The following is a 24,264-nucleotide window of genomic DNA, read 5'->3' as shown; positions in this document are numbered from 1 at the left end:
CATCGGACAACCATGCGCAAAAATCAAGGAAGTACTCCGCCTGAAGTGGGCATGCGATCTCACGCACCGCCAGCGTGCAGGGCGCCCTCAGCGTCGGTCTGGGGACGATCACGCAGTATCTTCAGCTTGCCGCAGCGGCAGGACTGGGCTAGGCGTCGGTCGAACATCTGGAAGAAGACGAGCTTGAGCGGCGCGTCCTGTCGCTCGCGTCGTCACCTTTGCGGTACTCGACTGCGACAGTCATATCAGTATCTGGTCGTGGTCATGCGCACATTGCTCTGTCACAAAGGATCATTTAGGCGCGACACGACAGGTAGAGCACACTTGCAATAATTATGACCGTTCCGAGTGCTACCTGTAGAGAAATGACCTCCCCCCAAATCAAATAGTCGAAAATGATTGCCCATACAATGCTGAGGTAACCAAATGAGGCGACGATTGGGGTGGCGACAGTCGCGACTGCGATCGTTAGCATAAGTTGAGCTACACCTGCAGTCAGCCCAAATAGAACCATGTACCCGAAATCCCTTAGATCTGGCGTTACCCAAGCGACGGGAAGTGACACTCCGCTAACAATCGTCGCTATGATTGTGTAATAGAAGACGATTGTCGCTGGCTCGTCAGTTCGCGAGAGTCTCTTGACCTGGATGACTGAACCGGCGCTAAACATAGCACTCAGCAGAATTAGAATCATTGCGCGCAGCGACGCACCATTGGCGCTAAATGGTGAGGAAGCCACCGCGACTCCCACGAATCCGGACATCGACGCTATCGCCGTAGGTAGGCGAAAACGCTCACCCAAGAACACGATGCCGAAAAAGCAGACAAAGATTGCTTCTGTCTCCTTCAGCGTTACAGCAGTTGATAAAGGCAGATATGGCACGCCGGCAATGAAAAATCCTACTGCGGCAAGCCCTGTGACGGCTCTGATGAAATGACCGCCTACGCGATAAATCGTGAGTTCCTTCCATTGAATGAGACGAGTCCCGAACACGAACGCGGCGGGAATTAATCCCGATAGCATCCGAAAGAACATCATCTCGTTCGCCGGATATCTTGCCGGAATGAGCTTCGCAACCGCATTGCTTATCGCGAAGAAAAGAATCGCGTAGAACATGAACGCAATCCCGCGCAGCTTTCTAAATCTTGTGCGAAAAAGCCGATTTTCGGTTGCCAACTTGTAGCCAGACTGCTCCGATGTCTCAAACGAATCGTGACTTATATGAGGATTCCCTAACGTAACAAAATTCAAACCGACATACCGCAGAAGGCAGAATTTCGTTCTGCGCGTCATCACGAAAAGTTTTCTCATGTTGCGAAGGTCCCGCGAAAAAGGAGTGCCTGCTCGATCGCGTGTGGTAACGAAGCCCACACGGCGCATACCGGCTCTAACTGTCGGGGCCATTTCAGCGCGGACGGAAAGCTGATTTCAGCTCGGGCTGCGCGTGAGGGCTTCAGGCAGCACAGCCCTCAACGGACAACGTCATGGCTGTAGCGGCTGTCTCTTCGGCACGGCGATCGACTTCGCATCGGGCGCGTCAAAAAAGATTGGTTGAGCAGCGTTACGGGACGTCGCGGTTTGTCGAAATATCCCAGGTCGGATAGCTTTCTGCATGCAGTTTTCGCACCATGTCAGCCTGAAAGCTCGAAATCCCCGGTGAACGAACTTTTGGCGAATTTCGCGAAATTGCCTCGGCTGACATTGCCGACGTCGGATTCCAGACAAACGGCGCGTGGTTTGTCGCAAGCGGTGCCTTCGTGTCCCGTCCTGGCGCGCGATTGGGTCCGTCACACTTCACGACGGATGACCCAGTCGCGCGGCATCGGCTACTACGCGACGACATATGGAATGAACGCCCCTAAGTACAGAGTGGGAGGCTCTATTGGAGGTGTTCGCGGGCCTACGGCACTAGGGCGCCAAATTGAAGATCATTGAGATGTATCCGTCAGCGGAACCCGTGTTGACGGTATCGCAAAGGTTAGATGTCAACAGTCTTTCGTAGCAGAGCGTACGAGACCCGCCAATGGCCTTCTGAATCATTAACGGCGATAGACGCAGTTTTCGCGTTCAGCCGGACCGTTATACCGACTCGCTCGCTCGGATGTTTGATCTATCTATCGGAAACGAGTTCGGTCATCGCTGTGGCCACAATATCACAGTCGATCACTGGGCCGGCGTGAGAGGCCTTGTAAGAAGCTCGCACCAACGTACCTGCGCGATCTGAGTGCCAAAACACCGTTTTGCCTTATAACCTTTCCGCACAGATGATTGTTCAGCGGTGGTTGATACGCGTTGCCGTACAAACACGTCGGGATTCGGACAGATCTAACTCAAGATGCTGGATTTGTAACGTTCGCGACATGATCTGCACTGGACGAGGAATCGCGTCTTGTTCTGCTCACCGGATTAACCGGTATATAAGCCGTTTAAAGAGGTGACCTCGGTCCGCGGTGGCACGTTCGTTGCGTGCCGTCGTGGTGCTAACGCACAGCCACTGATCGGCGTTCAGCCTTGCATGACGTCGCAATATTGAGTGGCGTCACAGAAAACTTCTGTTTGTTTATGCGGAGAGGACATGCCATTAAGGTTTCCAGTTTCAATCATCGGTGCCGGAAATTGTGGATGCGCTTTCGCGGCCGATTTGGCTAGTCGTGGATTCGAAGTTCTCCTTTACGGGAAGCCAGATCATCGTCGTAATATTGATGCGATCCGAGCGAACGGTCGCTTGTTGGCTAGCATGGCTATCACGGGTGAGTTTTATCCGACTGTAACTACTGATATGGATGAGGCCGTAAACTTCTCGCGTTTTCTCGTGGTTGCTGTTCCGGCATACGCGCATGACGACCTCATTGGCGATCTAAAAGGTTTCGATTTGAGTCGACATGTCATCATAGTCAATAATGCCAATTTTTTTTCCCCGATGGGTTCAAAAAAGCTAAACCCGCAGGCAGTTCTAGAGACAAATTCCTCGCCCTATGCGTCGTCGGTCAGGGACGGCGAAGTCCGGATCACTGGTATTAAGAATTGTTTGCCGATTGCTGCTTTTTCGAACGCCATGGATGAGAAACAGTTATCGCAAATCACCGCAATCTTTCCGGAAAGACTCCTGTGGTGGGATAACATTTTCGCAATTGGAATGCAGTCGAATAATGGTGTCATCCATCCTGTCGGGGGTATTTTAAATACGGGATGGATAGAAAGCACAAAAGGAGATTTTTTCTTCTATCGTGACGGGATCTCACCCTCGGTCGGAAGGGTCGTAGAGGCGGTGGACAATGAGCGATTGAAAATCGGAGAGGCTTTCGGTTTTCGACTGCCGACAGTCCTGGAGGAAATGATCGGCTTTTACGGCGGAGATAGTGTCAACTTCTCCGATTTCGCTTTCCAATCCAAAACTCATAACTCCACGAAGGTCAAAACGCCTGATCGTATGCAACATAGATATATATGTGAGGATATTCCATATATCTTGGTCCCTTGGTACGAACTCGGCGCCAGAGTGGGCATAGAGTCTCGGGCAATCAAAGCCGTGATCGAAATCGCTTCCTCCATCAACGGCGTTAACTATTTTCAAACTGGCCGTAATCTGAAGCGCCTCGGTGTAGACCACATGTCGAAGGCGGAGCTATTGCAATTCGTAGATAGCGCGACTTTCCGATTGCCGTTAGCTTCGGCTACTAAGAAGTGACCGCATCCATCGGGTAAATTGAATCGCCTTCGGAATCCTGGAGGCCGCTTGATTTTAAGTCGATACCGGCTGCAACAGTATTGTTGAATTGCGGGTAGTAGTTTGCTTCAGCATCGTCAGGCGGGGCGGGATATGGTTGAGCAGTTCCATCACCCTATGGCAGTTGGGCGCCGAAGAAAGGGCCGACGCAGGCACGCGCTGATGCGACGAACGCGCGCCTACATGTGCAAGCGCAAACATCACTCGCAGGAGATCACCGCGGAGGGCCGGCATGTGGGTGCGCTTGTGAGGACGCTCTCCGCTTCTGTAGGAACTGGGCTGGCGCAAGGCGCCGCCCACTAGGTTCGCTCGGAACGTGGACGAACGTCAATCGAGCGATATCTGGCCGGTTTAGAATTTATGACGCAGGCCGACGCGTGCAACCACCTGATTGCGATTCGACGATACGTCATCGGCCACCGGCACAAAGGCGAAGTCGAGGACGCTGCCAGTACGGTCACCACCGACGTGCTGATACGCACTCTGTACATAGACGTCCGTGCGCTTTGACAGTGAGTAATCAGCCATCAGCCCCGCAGTTTCGTAATTCGGCTTTAGCTTTCCAGTGGTGGCGTTGAAACCGCTCAGGGTGTACGTATACATCGCCCCGACGAAGAAGGCTGACGTGAACTGGTACTTGCCGTTGATTTCGAAATTCTGGTAACGCAGGTTGGAAAGCGTGCCCGAGGCTGGCGTAATCTTGCCGACGTATCCCGAAGACACCGGATTGGCGACGAAGGTATTCGAATACGAGATGCCCACGTTGGCCGAACCAAACGTGTAGGTTGCCCCCGCGCCGAAGATGCGCAGCTTGTTCCCCAGAAAATTTTCATCCGCAGCGGGATTGTTCCCGATTGCACCACCGGCGGTGGACGACTGGTTGTTCGCCTGCAGATAGGCGGCTTCCAGCAGCAGGCCGCCTATGACGTATTGGACGCCCATGCTGTATGCGCGATTGTTGGCGAAGTTGGTGTCGTTGCTAAAGCTGTACGTGCCGCCAAATTTAAAGCCAGCAATCTCGGGGCTTGTGTACTTGACAGTATTGTTGACACGGAAGGTGTTGTCCGTGTTGTCGTTGTCGTACGGATGGGAGAACATGCCCCCGCCCCATGTGCCATTCGCCGTCGTTTGAGCCAGATAGTTGACGACGGAGTCGTACTGTCGACCGAGAGTAACCGTCCCGTATTGGTTGGATGCGACGCCGACCCACGCCTGTCGCCCAAACATCAGGCCACCCTGACCGAGCTTGCCATTATTGACATTAAAGCCGCTCTCCAACTGGAAAACTGCCTTGAGACCGCCGCCGAGATCCTCCGCTCCCTTCAAGCCCCAACGACTCCCTTGGACCGTACCGCTCTGGAGCTCGAACAGCTTGTTGCCACCGACGTTATTCGTATAGTTGATTCCTTCATCGATCAGACCGTAGAGCGTCACCGTACTTTGGGCCATTGCGGGAGCTGCGGCGGCTGACATCACGAAAGCTGCAAGAAGTTTGATTTTCATTGAGGTCTCCAAACCTTATATTGTGGGTCTCGATGCTTTTTTATGCGCAACCCTGGGTCGGGCACGCGGTCTGTTTTGCTGGGCAGTTGACGTCGATTAACCGCCGTAAATCTCGAACGTGGAGTACTTCTTTGCAATTCGGTCATACGTCCCGTCCTTGCGGAGACTGTCGATCGCACCGTTGATTGCTTCGAGCAGGGCTCTGTCACCCTTTCTCACACCGATGCTGACGCCGGGACCGAAGATGGCGGCGTCGTGCACGGCCGGACCTCGCGCGTAACCGAAATCACGACCCTGCGCAGTATTCAGGAATCCCGACTCAGCCGTCGGCCCCGAAACCAGTGCCGCATCGAGCCGCCCACCCGCGAGGTCATTCCACACCTGGTCTTGCGAAGGGTAGGGCACAATGTCAACTCCATTCGTCCAATGCTTCCGTGCATAGGCTTCCTGTGTGCTTCCCTGCAAGACTCCGATATGCTTTTCGTTGAGCGATTCGAGCATTGCCACCAGAGCCGAGCCGCCCCTTACAACCAGCGCTTCGAAGTTGGCGTATATCTTGTGGCTGAAACCGATTGCCTTCGCGCGCTTCCCGGTCTGCGACATTGACGAATTGATCGCGTCGAACTTGCGGGCCTGCAACGCGGGAATCATGCCGTCGAACGAGTTTTCAACCCAGACGCACTTCGCCTTGAGCTTCGCGCAAATTGCATGACCCAGATCGATGTCAAATCCAACGAGCTCGCCACTCGGGGTTTTCGACTCAAATGGCGGGTAAGCGCTGTCGACTCCGAACTTAAGTTCCTTTCCATCGTACGCGAATGCCGCAAATGGAATGGACGTTGCGCACAGGGCGACCGGTAGCGTTCTAATCTTCATTTTGGTTTCTTATAAACTCCAAGTCTGGATTTGCGGCATAGTACTTCTGCTTTTATTGCGTCGGTGGCGTCGGACTCGGACGCCCATCGAGCGCCGCGCCGGATGTAACGGCATCTAGATTGGAACGGCATAGCCGTCGACCACAAGCCTCTTGAGGGTGTCGATTTGAAGCGGTCCAATCTCGGGAAGAATGTCGTTGTCCGCCACAAAGTCCCGACCGTAACAAGCGCCGAGAATTACCACGCCGCCCTCGTGCAAGGGTGCTCTCACCCCAGCCAGCTCGGCGAGTCGAAGCGTCGGTACCAACCCGAACGGCACGTCTTCGAGCACGTAGCGTGTGGCGATGTCTCTCGGGCCGAGCGGATCACTCCCTTGCCGGACCAGTTGCTCCGATATTGCCGAAAGTGAGTCACCAACCACGCCAAAAGACAGCCTGCAATGATCAAAGGTCGTTCTCACTGACTTTCCGAATGCTGCTGCGATGGTAAGTCTCTCTTGGTCTAGAGCCTCAAGGAGCCTCCCGACTGTTGGTGTCAGATTGGAGTTTTGGCTCCAGCTTTCGCCCTTCTCAATACGGGTCAAGTTGGCTAGCGCAATACCCATGTGATCTTGCGGATTAATGTTGCTGAGCGTCAGCGTCAGCATGTCGTCCTTCAGTGCGAACCGATCTCCGAAGAGTGAAACGCAAGTGGTATGAATCCGGTGGATGTGGCGGGTTGGAAATGCGGCCATGTCGACCTTGGCGCGGATCGTGCCTACCGTGATAGCTCTCGCAGACTGAGTCTTGCACGTTAGCACCGTGGTGCTCCAAGCTGCTATGGGGATGACGAGCCCCCGCGCCGCAAGGCGCTGGGAAATGTAGAGAGCGGCAAATGAAAGATGAGCGCTGATGATTACGCTATGGTGTGCGCGGATATGAGGGATGATGCTGTCGAGGACGAATCGGTATCCGTAGGCCGGCAATGCCAAAATAATGACATCGGCATCGCCAACATCTTCCGCTTTCCCGCAGACTTCTAAGTAGAACTCTCCCTCGACCGCTCCCTTCACGTGAAGGGGGAGTCCAGCAACGAAGTCTGTAGTCCGGGCTCCCGATGGAGACCAAACTTTCGGTTTATGTCCATTCTGTATGAGATACGCCGCATAACCCAAAGCGATTGCGCCGGCTCCCACGATTGTCACTTGCATGTGCCTTATACCTTGAAATAGTTTACTGGCCGTGCACGACCTAGGCGGTTATGTACTAAGTTTCTCAGCCAAGCCAAAACCCATCGCTTTTTGGAGAGGGAAAACGAAACGTCACCTACACGTTATTCGCATATGAGATAGTATCGATCTGCAAAACTACATTGAGTGTGGTGGGTTTTGGTGCTCAATGCGATGCTCTTACGTGAGAAAACACTATCGGTTGCAAGACAAGCGTTTGTTCTTGTAAATGCTTTTATTGGCTGCATCAAACTGCGGCAGAAAAGGCACGTTCCGTCTTATCCAGTGAGAAGCAAAGCTAATGTGGCTCAGAATAGAGAGGCAAATATCTCGTGTCAAAGTCCGGTTTGATCGTGGATGTATTCTGGAAGGTTATGGGTGCGGAGTTGCCTTTAGGAAAGCGAGCAACTCAGGCAGTTCACCTCGCACCTTTGCTCCAAGCCACTTGTCCTTATCGTTTCGGCAACGTCTGCAGCTTCGTGATCTCCCGCGCTGGACGTTGAGCGCAGTGCATCGTTCGGTACGCGGCGCGTGGATAGGGGCTTCGGTCCCGGACAAAAGCGGATCCTGCCCGTAGTGCGATGTTCCGCGTATGGTCCAGCTCCCTTCCTTTCGCGCCCAGACCCGGTCATTGTGCAACGACATATCCCCGTCTGTTTCTGGCGTTTATGCAGAGACGATGTACTCGCCAATAGACCCTGCATTTTGTTAAATGCTCGGGAGAAAACAATGCACCGCTATAACCTTCTGGAATGTTGACGTTTGAAAATCGGACTTTGATTTTTCGACGAGACGCGCCTAACATGTCTCGTCACTCGAGTGAGCGTCGGCAGGGTTGGCAGTAGCATCAGTGCACAATTGTTATTAAGGACGGTCGGGCGTCGCAGATCGGCGTAGATGTTGCCGGAGGTGGTCGGGTTCGGGTTACTTGCGAAAAGCGGCATTCCGATTTTTCACGGCGAGTACTCGCATGCTCATTGACAAAGCTTCGAGTCCCCTTGGAGACGTTACGACCCGTCCGTCGTATCCGTGGCGACGACCAAGGGCTTCCATCGGATCCCTGGGCGGTCGCACGCGGTGCAATCATTTTGAACATAGATTTGTGCGTTACGCACGTTTGGTCGGTCACATAATTCTGGAACGTCATGAACAATCCTCCGCCTGATGACGAGCTTTCTCTGCAGCAAAGCACGATTCATCGTATTGCATCTTATGTCGTCGAAGCTCGCGGTAGGCGGGTGTCCGGGGTTGCCAGGGAATCTGCGCTAAAACGCATCCTCGACCTCTTATGCGCGGTGGGGGCAGGGGCTAGCGAGCCAGGTGCTGTCGCGATTCGCGCGACAGCATGTAAATATCTGGGATCGGGCGATATACCGATGTGGTTCACGGGAACGGGCAGTTCGGTCGTCGGTGCTGCGTGGGCGAATAGCGCGGCTGCGTCGATGCTAGATCTCGACGACGGGCATCGACGCGCGCGCGGGCACCCAGGCGCGGCGGTCATTCCGGTGGCCTTTGCGGTTGCGGCTGAAATGGGAGCCGGGCTGGAAGATTTGATTGCGTCAATCGTCATCGGTTATGAAGTCGGCGTATTGATCGCTGCGGCCCGTACAACATACGGTACGACAGGTACGTGGTCATCCTACGCAGTTGTCGCAACAGCCGCGGCCTTGAGGTGTGCCTCGTGTAGCGTAGTCGAGCATGCGTTGGCTATCGCAGGCGAAAGCGGGCCCAATTCGTTGTTCATGAGCGCGCCACCGCTCTCCTTCCCAACACCGGAGAGCAGTGACATTAAGGAGGGCATACCATGGTCCGTAGTGACCGGGATGCTCGCGCTCGATCTCGCAGAAGGCGGGTTCACCGGTCCCCGGAACATACTTGACAGTGGTCTGCTCTATAGGTTTGTCGACGTATCGCCCCTCGGGGAGTCTCTGCATATCTGCGACGCCTACTACAAGCTCTATTGCTGCTGTCGGCACGTTCACCCGCCCTTGGAGGCCACCCTGAGGCTGATCGAGCAATATCGACTCGACGCGAAGGCGATTGAGGCGATCGACATCGAGACGTACGGCGGGGCGCTGCGCATCGCGAATCAGACCTGCCCAGCTACCCTCGTTGACGTTCAGTACAGCATCCCTTATTGCGTGGCCCTCGCCGCCCTCGCGGGACGAGAGTCGCTTTTGCCCCTCACGACAGACTGCTTAACTTACGAGGGAGTGAGCGCACTCGCCAACAAGGTTTCGCTAACGGTCGACGCTGAATTTGATAAACAATTCCCTGCCAGAACACTCGCGCGAGTCACAATCGTGTGCGGGGGACGTCGGTATGTATCGGAGGTTACCGAGCCACGCGGCGAAGCCGGTGACCCCCTCTCTTGGGAAGAACTCAAGGCAAAGTACGTTGCGGCGACGCGGTTTCACGCCACTGGTGCGCAGCAGGAGCAACTGCTCGCCGCGGTTGAAGAACTGCGCTCAAAAGCTGACTTGGAGCCGTTAAAGGCCTGTATGAGTACTTCGTTCGAAAATAGTATTGCGCGTGCCGAATGCCTAAGAAGCTCTAATAATATGATTTTTGGGTGGGATAACTTCAAGGATTGAGGTTAACCTCATCATCGTTTTGGTGATGAAATGCGTGCGAATCGGCGAGGACATCCGGAAGAAGCTCGACTACGCACCGGGTGCATTTACGTTAGAGGGACATATCGGGGGCAATTGGTATGCCGCCTCGGCTACAGCCGTGCGAGCTTCGTACGCTTTACCGCCGGCGAAGACGCACGTATCGGCCGGTGGCTTACTACGCTTCGCGCAACTCAATAGGCAAGACCCGCACGCAATCTCAAAGACATCCTCACGCGCCTGCCCACGAGGGCCAGCCCATCGCCGCATTATTGCCGCATCGCTGGCAGCCCGCGGCAAGCCAGCGCCTACCTCGCCCGTCAAGAGATCATTGGTCGCTTATGACATTGGTAGTCAAATTGCGGGCTCCCTGCCGATCGGCCGAACGCAAACGAAACCTTGGAACAATTTCGACCCTCAAGCGATCGTTAAATTGGATCGAAGAGTAAAAGGGGCTCGATCACGGAAGGTTCTGTGACGTGTTGGCGCTGGAGCCGGCCATTTTCCGAGGTGTGCGGCGGTCTTCTTGACATCAGAATGCTCGCATTGCGTATGCGGTGCAAATTGTGCCAAGTCCAGAACGGGCACGCGACCGAAGTCTTGGGGCGCAACCTCAACATGCGCTCGTGCGACCCGCAACTGCGCCCGATGTGACGCGAGGTAAGTATAACCCGGAGGAATACCGTCGTGTCTCAACTCGACTTTGACACCCAATTTGGGCATACGTATTCTGAGCTTACCCGCAATCGCTGGGCAGTGAGACGGGGCGTAAATTCGAGCGAACGACCGGCCAACCGCCTTTTTTTGTCCGTCGAGTGTGCTTGGCGCTTCCATCGCGTTCATTGCAGGTCCGACAGCGCAAGGCAGTACAACGTTTAATGAATATCTATAACGATAATCCTTCTGAGGTTGACGTAAATGTCAAACCTGAGATGTTCAGTCATGAGGAGATGAGATGAAGGTGGTTAATGCACTTCGATCGGCGTACCAATCTGCGAGTCACGCGTTGTCAATGACCCCAGAGGCAGGCGGGACCACGATCGGCATGGTGGGCCATAAAACACCGGCTCTCGTCGCCGATGGCATATACAAAAGTTACGGCGTTCACGAAGTGCTCAAAGGGGTCTCGCTTCAGGCTGAGCGGGGCGACGTGATCTCGTTAATTGGTAGTTCTGGGTCGGGGAAAAGTACGTTTTTGCGATGCATGAATCTCCTTGAGGTCCCTACCAAAGGCCGCATCGCGGTGGGGCAGCGCGAGATCAGCGTGGAAACCGACGCAACGGGTTGCGTCGTCGGGATGGATCGCAAGAAAGTTGACCAGATGCGCATGCAACTCGGTATGGTCTTCCAGGGCTTCAATTTGTGGTCCCATATGACCGTGCTGCAAAATGTGATGGAAGGGCCAGTCCATGTGCTGAAGCTGCCAAATAACGAAGTGCGCGATAGGGCAATGGATTTCCTTGGGAAAGTTGGCGTTGCGGACAAGCACGCGTGTTACCCATCCGAGTTGTCTGGTGGGCAGCAGCAACGAGTAAGCATCGCGCGTGCGCTCGCGATGCAACCGGCTGCGCTCCTTTTCGACGAGCCGACCTCCGCACTCGATCCCGAATTAGTGGGAGAAGTGCTGAAAGTCATCAGGAAATTGGCGGAAGAGGGGCGCACTATGATAGTTGTTACTCATGAGATGGGTTTTGCTCGTGATGTCTCCAACAAGATGATCTTTCTTGAAAAAGGACGCATTGAGGAAGAAGGGACGCCAGAAGAGGTTTTCAAAAATGCAGCATCGCCGAGATGTCGTGAATTTCTCTCGCGTGTACTTTAGCTGACTTCAAACGCGATATTGAAATAAAGAGAATCGTAAAACGAAGAAGATAGGACATAGTCCAGGAGACGTTCATGAAGTCCCTAAAAATCGGCGCGCTTATTGGAATGCTGTCAGCTGCATTGATGCTCTGCGACCCTGTTATGTCCAAGGAGTACAAGAGAATCACGATTGGTACCGAAGCTTCGTATGCTCCGTATGCCTTCAAGGACACGAGCGGCAAGATGGTTGGCTTTGAGATCGATGTAGCTAGCGACTTGTGCCGACGGATGGGATTGCAGTGCGAAATCGTCGATCAGGCCTATGACAGCCTAATTCCCTCTCTCTTGTCCGGTCGATTCGATTCAATTATGGCTGCAATTGGGATCACACCCGCCCGAGAAAAAGTTATCTCATTTTCGAGGCCGTACGTAACCACTCCGATGGTTTTCGTCACCACATCGGCGAGCGATCTAACCGCTCTCAAAATATCGCCATCAAATCTGAATTTGGACAAATTTGATGCTGATGAGGAGTCAGCGATTAAAAAAATCACCTCCGCTCTGAAGGGAAAAACCGTTGGGGTACAGGTGGGCAGTAACTTCGAGACATTCATGAAGAAGTTCATGCCGACCGTGAGACTTTCTACATATGACACCACCGATAACATGATGCTCGACCTGACGGCGGGGAGAATCGATGCAGGAATAGTTTCCTTCAATTTCCTCAAGCCGTTGATGGACAAGCCCGACGGCAAGAACTTGCGGATATTTGGCCCTAGTATGACGAACGGGCCGTTCGGCAGCCGAGTGGCCGCTGGATTTCGCAAAAATGACGATCAACTACGTGCGATGTTCGACAAGGCGATCGGGGAAGCAATTTCAGATGGCAGCCTGCGCAGACTTGCCATCAAGTGGTTCGGCTTCGACAATTCGCCGAAGGAATAGATAAGTGAATACGGTCGTTTATGCATAGCCGAACTCAATTTGAGGGGGAATGAAAATGGATATTTCAGTGCTCGCATGGGGAAGCACAGCGTGGGTTGACGAATTTGCGCGTGGCACCCTTATGACCGTTGCCGTCGCGGTGTGTTCATTTCTCGTCGGCATTTTGCTCGGCTCGGTTTTTGCCGCGGCAAAACTCTCTCGCTTCAGTTTGCTGCGTTTTCTAGCTGACGTCTATACGACGGTCGTACGCGGAATTCCCGAGCTGCTGATAATTTTTCTGGTGTTCTTTGGTGGGGGTACGTTGCTCCGGTATGTCGCGAACGCTGTTTTCGGATTCGAAGGTTATATAGAACTGCCTGTGTTCGCAGTCGGTGTGCTCTGCATCGGCATCAGTTCCGGAGCCTATGCGACAGAGGTCGTACGGGCAGCGGTCATAGCCATTCCAACAGGACAAATTGAAGCGGCAGTGGCAATGGGAATGGAGCGGGCAGTGCTACTTCGTCGGATTCTTATTCCACAGGCGGCGAGATTCGCCTTGCCCGGTTTGGGGAATGTCTGGCAACTGGCGTTAAAGGATACATCACTCATTTCCGTCGTTGGGTTGGTTGAAATCATGCGCACAGCTGCCATCGGAGCTGGATCTTTCAAAGAACCGTTCACGTTTTATCTGGCCGCCTTCGTGATTTTCCTTTTGCTTTCTTCGATTTCAAACCAAGGATTTCTGAGAGCAGAGAAGTGGGCTAACCGCGGCGTAAGGAGTCGGTGATGGATTTTCAGCTGATATATGAGTCGTTTCCCAAGCTTCTTGCGGCGGTTCCTGCGACCGTCGCATTGGCTTCCGTGTCGCTTTTTGTCGGTTTCCTGCTTGCGGTCCCAGTTGCATTGGCTCGGCTTTCGAACAGTAGGCTTTTGGCTTCTCTCGGTTATGGTTACGTATATGTGGTGCGGTCCACGCCGCTTTTGGTGCAAATGTTCCTGATTTATTATGGATCGGGGCAGTTTAGAATTGTCTTGGAACACCTCGGCCTGTGGGCGCTATTTCGCGATGCGTGGTTTTGTGCGATTTTAGCTCTGTCGCTGAACACTGCGGCATACACCAGCGAAATCATTCGTGGTGGTGTTCAGTCAGTACCATGGGGACAAATTGAAGCGGCGCGGTCAATTGGCATGTCAAGCGTCCTTTTATTCCGCAGAATTGTCTTCCCGATTGCAATGCGGCAAGCACTCCCAGCTTATGGAAGCGAACTTATGATTATGATCAAGTCAACGTCACTTGCGTCGACAATCACCATAGTCGAAGTGACAGGAGTGGCTAAGCAAATCATCTCCAACAGCTACCGCCCCGTAGAGGTATTTCTGATAGCCGGCTGCATCTATCTCAGCATGAACTTTCTTGTTAGCAGAGTTATATTCATGATCGAAAGGCGGATTAGTCCGAAGAGACGCGATCGCCGCACGTTCGGGTCTTCTGCTGCAGCGGCCATGCATTAAGCACTTCGGCACGGTGTCCGTCGCCCATGAACGCATCCACAGTTCGACGACGTAGAAGTGGCCTGGCGGCACGAGCCAACATTGTCCCGTTACGGGCGGCTCCGTTCGGGTACACGAGGGTAATTGGCCCTTGTGTACAGCTTTTTTCTCATGGCCGACAGCTTGATGAAGAGTCTCCGGCTGCGTCGATTGTGGCAGGTCGACAGCAAAACTGGATCGTGGGCGGACATTGCGGTGTTGCGCATTAAAGTGTCACTTGCAGCCAACTATCAAGTTCGAAATGTTCAATTGATGTTATCGAGGTACCATGACGAGTAATGTAATCGAGGACGAGCGTTATCCCCAAGGCGGGATCGTCCAAAAATTTTCCGCTTATATCGTGGAGGCGCGGGAAAATCGAGCTCCAGAAGAGTCGCTGGAATTCGCGCTCAAATGTATCCTGGATCTGCTCAGTGCTGTTGGCGCTGGAGTTGGGCAGGCGGGGGCCCTTGCGATCCGAAAGACGGCTCACGAAACGCGACCTCCTGGGGACATTCCTATTTGGTTCACGGGAGAGACCAGTTCCGTCATTGGAGCTGCTTGGGCAAACAGTGCCGCCGGTTCTGCGCTAGACCTCGACGATGACACGCCGGCATCTCGGGGCCATCCTGGAGCCGCCGTCATTCCAACAGCCATTGCCGTTGCCAAAGAGACGAAAGCCACCTTTGGAGAGCTATTAAATGCGATTGTCATCGGTTATGAAGTTGGTACAGCGATTAGCGCTGCGCGCGCCTACGGAAGTAGTGGTACGTGGGCTCCTTATGCGGTCGTCGCAACGGCTGCGGCGCTTCGCCGGTCCTCCCGCGAGGTGATTGAACACGCTTTGGCGATTGCTGGGGAAAGTGCACCCAATCAGTCGTTGGCGAGCGCTCCCGCTCCCCGAAAGCCGCATCCCGAGCCAAACCATGTCAAGGAGGGCATCACGTGGGCTGTCGTGACCGGCTTGGAGTCGCTTGCATCAGCGCAGAACGGATTTCAGGGCGCCCGCAATATCTTGGACGCAACGCGTTACTACAATTTTCCGAACGATCTAGACCTCGGTTCCTACCAGTACATTCGCACGACGGGCTTTAAGCCATATTGCTGTTGCAGGCATCTACACGGTGCGCTTGATGCATTAATCGAGCTGATCAAAGAACATCGGTTAGTGGGTCGAAATATCGACATGATTGAGGTCGAAACATACGGGCCGGCCTTACGCATTTCGAACTGGATAGAACCTCGGGATATAATGGATGTTCAGTATAGTCATCCATACTGTCTCGCGTTGGTCGCGCACTACGGTCACGAGGCTCTGTTGCCACTGACTGGCGATGTCCTAAACAATCCCTCTGTCACTGCGCTTTCACACAAGGTGGAGCTTTCGCTAAGTCCGGAACTGGACAAGATCTATGCGGAAAGCGGCATGCTGCCGGCCCGTGTCACGGTCACATGCGGGGATCAGCGCTTTGTTTCACCTGTAACCTTCCCGAAGGATAACGGTCTTCCGTGGGATAAACTCGAGGATAAGTTTCGACAGGCCACGCGTTTCGTTGCCACTCCAGAGCAGCAGAACATTGTAATCGGGGCCATTTCGGATGCCAGACGAGGCGACATGCGTGGTTTGACGGAAAGCTTGTCGGAGATCCAGTTCGTTTAAGAACGGTATTTGTGTAGCCCGCGTAGTTCGGAAACTCATCGGTCATCGATGTAAGAAATGACAAAATTGTCCCAGCTTGTTGAGGATCGTCCGCAAGCTGTGGCTACCGTTGCATACAGCGAGCGAGTTGCATTGTCTACCCGGCATCCAAGGAGCTGAAAAATGGATTGCATATGGAAGTGACTGCTAGCTGGGACGCTCAGCGGTGCCGGGTAAACGCTGCGACCGTCAGAACAAGCGTTCTTCACAGCTTCAAAAGGACAGATCGGGCGACGCGGGCTACATCGGCGTAGACAAGCGCGAGGAAACCAAGGAGAAGACGGTGAAGTGGCACGTCGCGGCTAGGCGCGGAAAGATCAATGCGATGTCGGAAGGCCCACTGAAGGACCTGGTGATTGCGGCCGAGCGGACCAAGGCGCAGATCCGAGCGCGGGTCGAGCATCCGTTCCATATCGTCCAGAACCTGTTTTACCATCGCAAGATCCGATACAGGGGCTTGGCCAGGAACACGGCGCAACTGTTCAGCCTATTCGCTCTGGCGAATCTGGTGATTTCGAGAAATCTGTTGCGATCGGTTTATGGGAGCAATCCGTCTTGCGGTGAAAGATGCGACCAGAGAGGCTCATTTACGAGCCAAATTCACCGAAATGAGCGCCGATTCGATTCGTTATCCGGAAATTTTGACGCCTGTTCTTCGGCATGCCGAACGGGCCGCACATTAATCAGCATTTTCCTAGTCTAGGAATGACATTAAAAGAAGCAGCGGCATATGAAAAGACAACTTCAACTACGGCAGATAGAGGCATTTAAAGCTCTCATCGAGCAAGGCACGGTCAGTCGAGCGGCCGAGGTTCTTCACGTGACCCAACCTGCCGTGAGCAAACTGCTAGTCCACCTTGAGGAGGAGACAGGTCTTCTACTGTTCGAACGAGTTAAAGGCCGACTAACTGCGACGGCACAAGGCATGCGCTTGTACGGTGAAGTCGATCGAGTATTTGCGGGTCTAAGACAAATTGAAGAGGCGATCGCAATCATCCGGCGGAAGGACATGAGTCACTTTGCTATCGGAGTGCTTCCGGAATTATCCGGATCATTCATCAGGCGGGCGACGATGATGTTCCTCTCTCGGTGTCCAGACGTTCGTCCGACGATCCATATGCGAGCATCCAACATTGTGTCGGATCGCGTCGCCACGCGTCAGATGGACGTTGGATTCACAACGAGCTTGATGAGCAGCCCAAATTCGGTCGTGACGCCTATCATGGAGAGCCCGTTAGTTTGCATCATGCCAAAAGGACACCCGCTGAGCCGACTTGAATTTGTCACCCCCGAGCACATTGAGGGGATCCCTTTTATCGGATATGCGGCAGATAACCGGACGACCAGTGCTTTCAATGACGCTATCCGTTCCTATGGCGTCGACCTCAACGTCGTGTTAGAAAGCGAAACTACGCCCACTCTGTGTGAATTCGTCTCGGCGGGACTGGGGATTTCCTTGGTGCATCCCCTATCTGTCATCGACATGAGATGTCGCTTAGATATCAGGCGGTTCAAGCCCGATATTCCTGAGTATTTTCATTTCTGTCATGCGAGATTGGCGAAAAACATCGAGCGTGTTCAGGAGTATGAACGATGCGCTAAACAGGTTGCGGAAGAGGCGTGGACGGAGATATTCGGTGAGTCGGCGACAAAGCAAACCTAGCAGAACGCTGAGATTGATCATCGTACTGATGAGTGCACTAAATAGTGCGGGATGCCTTATACGGGCATGAAGGCGAAGCGTTCGCGAGAAGACGGATTGAGGGCGCTCAGACCTGGAAAAACATGGCCGCCGGCCGGGCAGTGGCTGATTGAATCATGACCTTTCCCCTGTTTGGCGAATCCCATAGCTGAGGGATTTATGCGGCTCGCCCCTGTTGAGCGGCGAACCCAGTTTTTCTCGAACGTCATGCGGCTGACGTACTCGAGCGTCGAGTGTAGTCGGCGCGAATTATACAAGTGCGTTTCATACTGCCCAACCTCGCTATGTTGTTGATAAATCTAGAGAGCCCTGTTGTGTCGTTGGTATTGTGGGGTGTCCACGCCGTGCGCGAGCCCGTCCGACGAGTTCGGTAACTGCGTCCCCGGTCAGCGAATTGCGATTGAAGATCCATGGCCCGTTGGGTAACGGATGTTCGGCTGGGATCTTGTTGCGCTCAACTGCGAGCCTGAGCGTTCCGGGGCTCACACCGATGAACGCCGATGCCTCGGTCAACGTCATCCATCCTTCAGCAGCACGTCGTTCGCTCGAATAGACCGGGATCTGATGGTGGCTGCGCAACGCGGTGACTCGCTCCTGGGTCCAGAAGTTACCCCGGCCGGTTCGCAGGTCATTGCGATTGAGTACGCCGGCGATCACCAGATCCGGACAGATACGGACAAGCTGGCGCACGGCATCAATTGCTTCACGTGACGTATGCGTAGTGTTCTCTCCGCGGCGCCGCCGCGGCACGCGAATCTCGGTATGTACTCCGCCCTTCCAGTGAATGACGAGCACGATTTCGCTCGTTGCGTCGTCAACGTCAACGACGACTTCGTGGATCAGGGTGCGCACTATGCGCTTCTTCAGGCGGGCGTCGGCCTGCGGCCAGATCGATTCCAATGCAGTGGCAAGATCGGCAAACTCCTCTGGCTGGGTAGGCGGTATCTGGCCGGATGTGCGCGACTGTTGCTCGATACGCGATTCCAGTTCCTCTACGCGTAGTAGCGCATGATTCCAGCGCCGCTCCAGTTCGTCGGCGACGAGCCGGTTCTCGGGGTCAGCAGCATCGTACTGTTTCTGCGCGCGTTGCGCGGCGTAGCGTGCAGCCTGAAGATCCCGCTGCAACGCGGCCAGCACTTCGTCCTGCTTCAGGGTCTCTTCTTCGCGCGCCACGATTGCTGCCTCAATTGCCGCCGGTTGAACGACCTGCAAGACCGCCTCGGCGATGGCCGCGTCCGCGCGTGTGCCACCGAACGCAATACAACGCGGTTGCCCCTTGTCCATCCAGCCGCGATGACAGCTATAGCGCAAGGCGTCGTGCCTGTTACCCGTGTAGTGTAGCGTCAGCTTGCTCGCGCAGCGCCTGCAGCGCAATAGTCCCGCCAGCAGGGCCTCACCGTTCTTCGGGGCGCCAGCGTGTCCGGCCAGACGCAGGTTGCCGCTAATGGCACACTGGATCCGTTCGAATTCGTCCCAGTCAACGTACCCTTCGTGGGCATTCGGAATGAGCGCAAGCCACTGATCCCGTGGTTTGCGGCGATCACGTTTGCGTGGTTCCCCAGCCTCGTAATGGATCGCGCATTCGGTTTTGCCATAGGCATACGTGCCACCGTAGATCGGGTTGGTCAGGATCCGGTACACCGTGCCGTAGCTCGGCCGTTTCCATTGGATTTCGCCGCGCGGCATGCATGCCGGCAACTGCAGGCCGTGCTCCAGGAACCATAACAACGTCTGACGCACCGAACCAATCGCGCCGAACTGGCGGAATACTGAGCGGATGGCGTCCTGCACGCGCAAATCCGGATCCTTCTCCAGGCGCTGGTCTTCGGTCTTGCAGTAACCCACCGGCGCCGCGACAATGAGTTCGCCGCGTTTGGCCTTCTCCCGACGAGCTTCGAGCGAACGCTGACGCAACAGATCCAGCTCGTATTCGTTCAGGCTGCCCTTCAAGCCGAGCAGCAAACGATCGTTGCTCTGCCGCGGTGAGTAGACGGTCTCCTGATCGACGAGCACCGTGTCGACGACGCGGCACACCTCAACCAGTTGCTGCCACTCGCGACTGTTGCGCGCGAATCGTGAAACCTCGCGAGCGGCAACTGCGCCGACGTGCCCAAGACAGACCTCTGCGACCATCCGTTCGAAGCCCGTGCGCGTTTGCGTTCCGGCCGCAGAGCGTCCCAGATCCTCGTCGATCACCTCGATCTCGTTCCAGCCCAACTGATGCAGACGATCCTGCATCGCATACTGCAGCTTCTGGCTCTCCAGATTGTGGCTGACCTGGTAGGCCGACGACTGGCGCACGTACAGCATGGCCTTGCGCGCCAGATGCTGCGCCCGAATCTTGTCACTCATCGCGCACCTCCGGCTCGTGTACGGCGGCGAGCAGCCCGCGACGGTGTTGCCGCAGCAGCTGCGCCAGCAAACGCACCGTCTGCTGCCGGACCTCTTGCGGCAGGTGCTCCCATTGTGGTGTCTTCGGAAAGAGACGGAACAGGTCGAGTTGACCGCCCGGTTGGGGGTTTGTCTGGCGTCGCATCAGCACCTCCTGTACGGAGCAAAGGATGGTGCTCGGCTTGTACCATACCGCGCGGCGTGGCAGCAGGCGCCTGCGCCAACAGGTACTTCAGTTCCCTCAATGCTTCACAGCTGACGGCGGGAGACGTTGCCGAGGTAATGCGACAGCAGGCAACGGGATCGAACATCCATTGCGGCACCTCCAGCAAGCCCGCCGTGTCGAACGGCTCTCGCCCACAGCGCAGCACTGACTCGGCGTTCTTCCTCTCTATCGTGGTGAAAATCCATACCGTGTGCCCGTACCACGGGTGCCAGCGGTAGAGAACCTCCTTTGATTCGCCGATATGGGCGTTGTGTTGACGGCTTGTACAACGCCGTACGCTTGCATTCGACTTTGGGGTATCTGTCGCCCGTTGCCTACGAGGCGAAACCGACAGTGAAAGAACCTATCTGCCTGTCCGAAATAACTTGACCACTACAGAACGGCCTTGATTCCGCGTCGGCTTCAGTTGTCATTTGCCACTACTACATGCTGACCTGTGTTTGGGATAGCATGAACACGAGATCGTAGGGGCTTACGTTGAGCGCGCGAACATCCCGTCACCTTCTTCAGCGTGCGCACCGTTGCTTGCCGAATGCTCCCGCGATGCTCGCCAACCAAAGCCTTGCTCGATTGAGTTGCCTTTTTTTCTGCGAGATGGCGTAACCCCAACTGGGGCGTTTGTCTCGACCACAGCCGAACGCCGCCACAGAAGTTTCGTTGGCTGACTAAATTCGCGGTCAGCTACGGCCGCGTAACACAGTCCGTTGATCGTATCGCCTTGGCAATGAAGTTATGCGTTTGGACCAATCATGGAGTGTGGCGTCTCGTTGCTGGGTTTGGGGCTTTTGTGAGCGCCCGTGCTGCCGAGATTGTTGTCGTGATGGAAGCGGTCGTCGCACTCTATTCTCGTATTCCATGGGCACGCATGGTTTAGCGTGTCGTCCGCGCTGGTTTGTTTGCCTGAGAGTCGGCCCGTGCGCTCAGCGATGGCTAACGCCTCGTTGAAGAATCTGGTGAGCGAGCGTTGCTCGAGAAATCGCTCGCGGTTCTTTCGTGGAGCTCTATCGCCTACCGGGGGCCGCCCGCGTTTTGGACCATAACCGCTGAGAATACCTCGTACTTGAAATTCGACTTTGACGCCTTGCTGCGACGATCATAGAGTTAACCAAATCATTCAGGAAAAGAGGCGGGCTTGATACGCGAAAACCATGACGTCATCATAGTTGGCGGCGGTGTTGTCGGCTGCGCATTGGCGCACGGGATGCTGGGGCGAGGGAAGCGTGCGCTGGTGCTCGACGGGGGTGATTGCGACCCGCGCGCGTCGAAAGCGAATTTCGGTCTTGTCGGCGCATACGGGAAGGGATATGGCGCGCCCCGCTACCAGCAGTTGTCACGCGAGAGCGTCGCACTTTGGTCCGTTTTCGCAACAGCGCTGCACGATGAAACTGGCATTGATGTCGAGTATGAAAACGATGGCTGCTTGCGCTTTTGCCTAAGCGAAGCGGATTTTGAAGAGGAAGCCGAATTCCTCGCGAGCTGGAATGCGCAAAGCCCGAAAATTGACCCGTGTTCGCGCATGATCGATCGATCGGTATTAGAAAGGCTGCTGCCTGGTACACGGCTCGGGCGGGAAGTGGTGGGGGCTGGAATTGGCGTTGCCGATGGCCATTGCAATCCGCTTAAGCTGTTGCGGGCGCTGCAGCAAGCCATTGAGTTACGTGGCGGCACTCTAGCTGGCAATCACACGGTGTCGAAGATTGAGCCATGTCCTGACGGTAGTTTTCGTGTTCATGTGCAAACCTCGACAGGTCCGCGTTGTTTCGAAACGGGACAGTTGATCATTGCGGCCGGGCTTGGTTCCACCGCCTTGGGGGCAATGGTGGCGCTCGACGTTCCGTTGCGTCCCCAGCGGGGCCAGCTGCTGGTCACTGAACGGCTGGACCCAATTCTGCGCCTCCCCGCTAGCGGCATTCGCCAGACTCGCGACGGTACAGTAATGATAGGTGTAAGTCATGAGGAAGTCGGTATGGATCTCGGTACTACTACCTTAATCGCTGCCAAGATGACAAAGCGAGCCCTACGAATTTTTCCGGACCTTGCTATGGCTCGCCTTGTTAGGCATTGGGCATGTCTGCGCATCATCACCCCGGACGGGCATCCTGTGTACGCACAATCTTCAACGTATCCTGGTGCTTGGATCGCGCTCTGTCATTCCGGCATCACCCTCGCGGCGGTTCATGCTGGACCAGTTGCGGATGCTCTCGCGCGCAACGTACTGCCAGAAAACTTCGAGTTCTTCCATCATAGGCGCTTTGATGTTTCGCAAGTTATCTAGTCCCGCCGAGGACGCCGTGGTCACGGTATCGATCGACGGCAGGCGTGTGAACGCCGAGCGAGGCGAATCCGTGGCGGCAGTCCTCGTGCGCGAGGACAACCCCGTCGCTCGCACCACGCCGCGAAGCGGCAGTCCACGCGGACCTTTTTGCATGATGGGTGTGTGCTTCGAATGCCTTGCTGTCGTCGATGGTGTAGCGTCCACGCAGACCTGTCTGACAATCGTGCGCGACGGGATGCGCATCCAACGCCAACACGGTCGCCGCAATCTCAGCGAGGCGGTCGCTGAGTCAGAAGACGGTAGTGACGATCTTCGTAGTGGCGAGGTGCATTTGTGATGCGAACGTTCGATATTCTGATTGTAGGTGCAGGACCTGCCGGCATGAGTGCTGCAATACGTTCTGCTCGTCTTGGAATGACCACGATCCTCGTAGACGAACAGCCGGCACCGGGCGGTCAGATATGGCGCGCCGTCGAAGAAAACGTCCGACGTGGTGTTCATCAAGGGTTAGGCGCTGCGTACAGCGCAGGCGCGGCAGTGGTACAGAACTTTCGCGAATGCGGTGCGCACTACCTGCCGGAGACGCGTGTGTGGCAGATCGAGCGAGCGCATAGCCCGGGGAAACCGGCCGGTTCCGGGGAGTGGATTGTCTTTTTGAGCCGCGCGGATGGCGCCGAAAGTATTCGCGCGCGCCATGTGTTACTAGCGACGGGCGCACAGGAACGGCCCATGCCTTTCCCAGGTTGGACGCTTCCGGGTGTAATGACAGTCGGCGCCGCGCAGATTCTGCATAAAAACGCTCACCAGATACCCGATCAACCCGTCTGGATAGCCGGGAGTGGTCCATTGCCACTGCTCTACATGACCCAGTTGCTCGACGCCGGCGGTAGGATTGCAGGTTGGCTTGACACGACTCCCCGCGGCGCCCTCCGTCGGGGCCTTCCGACTCTACGTGGCGCAGTTGACGGCTGGCATGATCTCCTTAAGGGGCTACTGTGGTCGGCAAGATTGCGCGGGAGGGGGTTCCCCATTGTTCGAAACGTCAGTAGCCTTCGCGGTTTCGGTATCGGCCGTCTTGAACAGATTGTCTATCGCACCGAGAACGGGCTGTCGGGCGATGTGGCTGCCGACATTCTTCTGGTTCATGAAGGCGTCGTGCCGTCTATCCACTTCACTCAGGCGATGGGATGCAGCCATCGATGGAACGAAGCACAACTTTGCTTTGAGCCCGAAGTTGATACGTGGGGTGAAACCAGCATGACTGGTCTCTATGTCGCAGGCGACGGCGCTGGCATCGGCGGCGCGAAAGCCGCGTGCACACGCGGTGAACTTGCTGCTACCGGCGTCGCGCTTTCCTCGGGCGCACTCTCAGTCGAGCGCGCAAGCGAGCTTGCAGCGCCGCTGCATCGGCGGCTCGGACATGAGCTGGCGATGCGGCCTCTGCTTGATTCGATCTATCGGCCGCGTACGGAGATTTTCACGCCGCCCGATGAGACGATTGTCTGTCGCTGCGAAGAGGTAATCGCTGGCGATGTACGGCTGGCCGCGCAGCTCGGCCAGCCGGGGCCGAACCAGCTAAAAGCGTTCACGCGCGCGGGCATGGGCCCGTGTCAGGGTCGTCAATGCGGCTACACCGTTGCTAATCTGCTTGCATCTGCGCAATGTCGCTCCGTTGCTGCGGTTGGTTTCCAACGCGTGCGGCCCCCACTAAAGCCGATAACGCTCGCGGAGCTCAGTGCACTTGAAGAGTCGTCATGAGGGCGTGTGGGCATGCCTCCCTGAAAGGCGG

General features: G+C 55.4%; 17 protein-coding genes and 2 pseudogenes. 13 read left to right on the top strand and 6 right to left on the bottom strand.

Going from position 1 to position 24,264, the window contains the following annotated elements; all coding sequences use genetic code 11:
- Window positions 1–295: 295 nt before the first annotated feature.
- Window positions 296–1,177 (bottom strand): DMT family transporter, encoded by an 882-nt coding sequence (locus tag OKW41_RS00280; protein WP_429571420.1) that lies wholly within the window; start codon window positions 1,175–1,177, stop codon window positions 296–298.
- 1,399 nt (window positions 1,178–2,576) lie between these two features.
- Between OKW41_RS00280 and OKW41_RS00275 the strand changes: the two genes are divergently transcribed.
- Window positions 2,577–3,689, top strand: coding sequence for an NAD/NADP octopine/nopaline dehydrogenase family protein (locus OKW41_RS00275; RefSeq protein WP_429571150.1), 1,113 nt, complete (start codon window positions 2,577–2,579; stop codon window positions 3,687–3,689).
- A 390-nt stretch (window positions 3,690–4,079) separates the two neighbouring features.
- Here OKW41_RS00275 and OKW41_RS00270 read toward each other — a convergent pair whose 3' ends face one another.
- From OKW41_RS00270 to OKW41_RS00260, 3 genes are all read right to left on the bottom strand, one after another.
- Entirely contained in the window at window positions 4,080–5,231 is a 1,152-nt protein-coding gene (locus OKW41_RS00270) for a porin (protein WP_429571149.1), read from the bottom strand.
- 96 nt (window positions 5,232–5,327) lie between these two features.
- Window positions 5,328–6,107 (bottom strand): transporter substrate-binding domain-containing protein, encoded by a 780-nt coding sequence (locus tag OKW41_RS00265; RefSeq protein WP_429571148.1) that lies wholly within the window; start codon window positions 6,105–6,107, stop codon window positions 5,328–5,330.
- Window positions 6,108–6,221: 114 nt separating this feature from the next.
- Complete coding sequence (locus OKW41_RS00260) at window positions 6,222–7,295, bottom strand: NAD/NADP octopine/nopaline dehydrogenase family protein (protein WP_429571147.1); 1,074 nt, start codon at window positions 7,293–7,295, stop codon at window positions 6,222–6,224.
- A 1,163-nt stretch (window positions 7,296–8,458) separates the two neighbouring features.
- Here OKW41_RS00260 and OKW41_RS00255 point away from each other — a divergent pair.
- The 9 genes and pseudogenes from OKW41_RS00255 to OKW41_RS00215 all read left to right on the top strand — a co-directional run bounded on the left by OKW41_RS00255 (window position 8,459) and on the right by OKW41_RS00215 (window position 17,544).
- The gene (locus tag OKW41_RS00255) at window positions 8,459–9,907 is read left to right on the top strand and encodes an MmgE/PrpD family protein (RefSeq protein WP_429571146.1); all 1,449 of its coding nucleotides are present in this window, start codon (window positions 8,459–8,461) and stop codon (window positions 9,905–9,907) included.
- 193 nt (window positions 9,908–10,100) lie between these two features.
- Window positions 10,101–10,227, top strand: a pseudogene (locus OKW41_RS00250) (transposase domain-containing protein); the annotation flags it as partial.
- 743 nt (window positions 10,228–10,970) lie between these two features.
- Complete coding sequence (locus OKW41_RS00245) at window positions 10,971–11,747, top strand: ABC transporter ATP-binding protein (RefSeq protein WP_429571419.1); 777 nt, start codon at window positions 10,971–10,973, stop codon at window positions 11,745–11,747.
- Window positions 11,748–11,821: 74 nt separating this feature from the next.
- Window positions 11,822–12,673: a transporter substrate-binding domain-containing protein gene (locus tag OKW41_RS00240; RefSeq protein WP_429571145.1), complete on the top strand. Its 852-nt coding sequence runs from the start codon at window positions 11,822–11,824 to the stop codon at window positions 12,671–12,673.
- Between the two features lie 49 nt (window positions 12,674–12,722).
- Window positions 12,723–13,439, top strand: a complete 717-nt coding sequence (locus tag OKW41_RS00235) for an ABC transporter permease (protein ID WP_429571144.1) — start codon at window positions 12,723–12,725, stop codon at window positions 13,437–13,439.
- A complete protein-coding gene (locus tag OKW41_RS00230; protein ID WP_429571143.1) occupies window positions 13,439–14,164 on the top strand; it encodes an ABC transporter permease in 726 nt (241 codons plus the stop codon). Before OKW41_RS00235 ends, OKW41_RS00230 begins: the two co-directional genes overlap by 1 nt.
- A gap of 307 nt (window positions 14,165–14,471) precedes the next feature.
- Window positions 14,472–15,842 (top strand): MmgE/PrpD family protein, encoded by a 1,371-nt coding sequence (locus OKW41_RS00225; RefSeq protein WP_429571142.1) that lies wholly within the window; start codon window positions 14,472–14,474, stop codon window positions 15,840–15,842.
- A gap of 265 nt (window positions 15,843–16,107) precedes the next feature.
- Window positions 16,108–16,440, top strand: a pseudogene (locus tag OKW41_RS00220) (transposase); the annotation flags it as partial.
- 171 nt (window positions 16,441–16,611) lie between these two features.
- Window positions 16,612–17,544 (top strand): LysR substrate-binding domain-containing protein, encoded by a 933-nt coding sequence (locus OKW41_RS00215; protein ID WP_429571141.1) that lies wholly within the window; start codon window positions 16,612–16,614, stop codon window positions 17,542–17,544.
- Window positions 17,545–17,865: 321 nt separating this feature from the next.
- On the opposite strand, the gene OKW41_RS00210 is transcribed toward OKW41_RS00215, so the two are convergent.
- Complete coding sequence (locus tag OKW41_RS00210) at window positions 17,866–19,935, bottom strand: recombinase family protein (protein ID WP_187639680.1); 2,070 nt, start codon at window positions 19,933–19,935, stop codon at window positions 17,866–17,868.
- Entirely contained in the window at window positions 19,928–20,119 is a 192-nt protein-coding gene (locus tag OKW41_RS00205) for a hypothetical protein (protein WP_187639681.1), read from the bottom strand. Before OKW41_RS00205 ends, OKW41_RS00210 begins: the two co-directional genes overlap by 8 nt.
- A gap of 1,213 nt (window positions 20,120–21,332) precedes the next feature.
- Between OKW41_RS00205 and OKW41_RS00200 the strand changes: the two genes are divergently transcribed.
- The 3 genes from OKW41_RS00200 to OKW41_RS00190 are packed head-to-tail and all read left to right on the top strand — an operon-like array spanning window position 21,333 to window position 24,233.
- Window positions 21,333–22,475 carry an NAD(P)/FAD-dependent oxidoreductase gene (locus OKW41_RS00200; RefSeq protein WP_429571140.1) on the top strand — a complete coding sequence of 381 codons (1,143 nt, stop codon included), beginning with the start codon at window positions 21,333–21,335 and terminating at the stop codon, window positions 22,473–22,475.
- Window positions 22,456–22,812: a (2Fe-2S)-binding protein gene (locus OKW41_RS00195; protein ID WP_429571139.1), complete on the top strand. Its 357-nt coding sequence runs from the start codon at window positions 22,456–22,458 to the stop codon at window positions 22,810–22,812. Before OKW41_RS00200 ends, OKW41_RS00195 begins: the two co-directional genes overlap by 20 nt.
- The gene (locus tag OKW41_RS00190) at window positions 22,812–24,233 is read left to right on the top strand and encodes an FAD-dependent oxidoreductase (protein WP_429571138.1); all 1,422 of its coding nucleotides are present in this window, start codon (window positions 22,812–22,814) and stop codon (window positions 24,231–24,233) included. The genes OKW41_RS00195 and OKW41_RS00190 overlap by 1 nt, the downstream gene beginning before the upstream one ends.
- The last annotated feature ends 31 nt before the right edge of the window (window positions 24,234–24,264 follow it).

The organism is Paraburkholderia sp. UCT70 (assembly GCF_050434085.1).
Taxonomy (GTDB): Bacteria; Pseudomonadota; Gammaproteobacteria; order Burkholderiales; family Burkholderiaceae; genus Paraburkholderia; species Paraburkholderia tuberum.
This window is presented reverse-complemented; position numbering and strand designations above follow the sequence as displayed.